The 1,186-nt window shown below is 64.8% G+C and carries 2 pseudogenes; both read left to right on the top strand.

Annotated elements, in window-relative coordinates:
• Positions 1 to 366: 366 nt before the first annotated feature.
• Positions 367 to 570, top strand: a pseudogene (locus AB0N07_RS51515) (transposase); the annotation flags it as partial.
• A 181-nt stretch (positions 571 to 751) separates the two neighbouring features.
• A pseudogene (locus AB0N07_RS51510) lies at positions 752 to 1,107 on the top strand (VOC family protein); the annotation flags it as partial.
• Positions 1,108 to 1,186: the final 79 nt, after the last annotated feature.

Here is a 1,186-nt window from a genome sequence, read left to right as displayed (position 1 = left end):
GCCACTTGATGACCTGAGAGAACCATGGGACTCAACCCAGAGCGCTTCAGGGGGCGGGCGCTTTACGCCATTCTCGCCTTACCTCGACAACAGGGGCTTGGCCTGGAGCAGTGCGCCGAGCCGAGGTCGCGAGTCTATTCCGCGGACGACCTGGCCATCATGTTGACCACCTTCGGTCGGTGCTGAGACGTCGCGGTCTCGCCCCGCGCGTCAGAGCGGGCGGGCGGCCGAGTCGCCTCGTCCCCGGGAACGCCCAGGCCCCAAATCCCCCTCGATCATGCGACCCATCCCACTCGAGAACGTCGGGGAGGTCTGCCCTGAGAGGGTTCCGCCCACGCATGAGCACGACAAGGCTGAGTTGAGTCCCTCAACAGGGAGATCCGGCGCCGCACGCACGCGGTAGGCATCTTCCCGAACCGGGACGCCGTGATCCGGCTCGAAGGGGCCGTGCTGACCGAGCAGACCGATGAATGGGCCGAAGGCCGCCGCTACCTCGGCCTGGAGCTGTTGGCCCGCTGCTCAGGCCAGGACCCGCGCATCCCTCTAAAACCGGCGTGGTCACGGAAGTGATGCCGACCCTGGAGACCTGACCGGCACAAGCCTCCCAGCTTCGAAGACTGTTACACCACTTCCAGGGACTTGACCGTCGGGATGACTTCTTGCCGCAGATCCTGGCAGAAAACCTGACACGTTCTGTCGTGTTCAGTTGCTCGGATGGACAGGTCCACCACCCCAATCAAGGATGAACCTCATGCCGGCACCCAATCTGTTCATGACCTACGTCAGTGACGCTGAACGGCCCACGGCGTTCTACAGCGACCTGTTCGACATCTAGCCGGACTTCACCAGCCCGCGGTACGTCGCCTTCGAGGTGGCCCCGGCGTGCTCTTCGCGATCTGGACCGGGAGCAACGAGCACGCCTCGCCCCGGGTGCCTCGCACCAGCGAAATCGTCCTCATGGTCCCCGGGGCGCCCGCTGCAATAGACACCCTCTATCAATCGTGGGTAGCCAAAGGGGCTCACATGGTCGAGGAGCCGCACGACGACGTCTTCGGCCGGACCTTTGTCGTCGCCGACCCCGATGGCAACCTCATCCGCGTCAGCCCATCGACTGACCTTGGGGCAGCAGCCCCTCAGCGGTGGCGGCGAGTTCACGATCGCCGCCACCATTGAGCGTGGCCGTCAT

The organism is Streptomyces sp. NPDC051172 (genome assembly GCF_040682555.1).
In the GTDB taxonomy this organism is placed as follows: domain Bacteria; phylum Actinomycetota; class Actinomycetes; order Streptomycetales; family Streptomycetaceae; genus Streptomyces.
Note: the sequence above shows the minus strand (reverse complement) of the source record. Positions and strands in the feature narration are given on the sequence as shown.